Annotated in this window: 2 protein-coding genes; both read right to left on the bottom strand. The window is 37.8% G+C overall.

Annotated features, from left to right (window positions below; genetic code table 11):
- The coding region (locus tag NE664_12945; GenBank protein ID MCQ4727540.1) for an EamA/RhaT family transporter at positions 1-193 on the bottom strand (193 nt) is incomplete at its 3' end.
- Between the two features lie 9 nt (positions 194-202).
- Positions 203-563, bottom strand: a 361-nt coding sequence (locus tag NE664_12940; GenBank protein MCQ4727539.1) for a glycosyltransferase family 2 protein, incomplete at its 5' end; no start/stop codon positions are given.

Raw genomic sequence — 563 nt, 5'->3', positions numbered from 1 at the left:
CAGATAAGCTGCCAAAGCGATAAGCTACTATCATAACAAGTGCGCCAACTCCATACAATAGGAAACCAACAAAAAGGAACGAGATTTGCCCTCCGGTAGAAAGTTTCCATAAAAGTTGCCCTAGACAAACGCAGACTGATGAACAACACATAAGGAGTATTCCAGTTTTATTTTTTTTTAATGATTCTATCATAGCAGGCTCTCACTTTTGTGGATTATATTTTCCAAGCATATTAGAAAATAGTATTTTTAGCAGTTCAGAATTTCCTTTTAAAAAACTAATTTTAGTGGGGACTTTTCCTTTTATAGGGTAAGCTCGTGTCACTGGCACTTCACATACACGCAATCCTATCTGAGATGCTCTGGTCGACAAATATGCAAGTAACTCATATGTATTGAAAATATCCCGTAGTGGTTGTACCTTGGGATTGGTTAAATAATTCCTTGAATGTCCGCGAAATGCATTGGTAGTATCGGTAAAGTGATGGTGGGCTGTTAGTGAAATAACCGGAGCATGAAGCAAACGTACCGATAAATATCGAAGAAAAGGGGTATTAATTGCC

The sequence above is a fragment of the Anaerotignum faecicola genome, assembly GCA_024460105.1.
Classification (GTDB): domain Bacteria; phylum Bacillota; class Clostridia; order Lachnospirales; family Anaerotignaceae; genus JANFXS01.
Note: the sequence above shows the minus strand (reverse complement) of the source record. Positions and strands in the feature narration are given on the sequence as shown.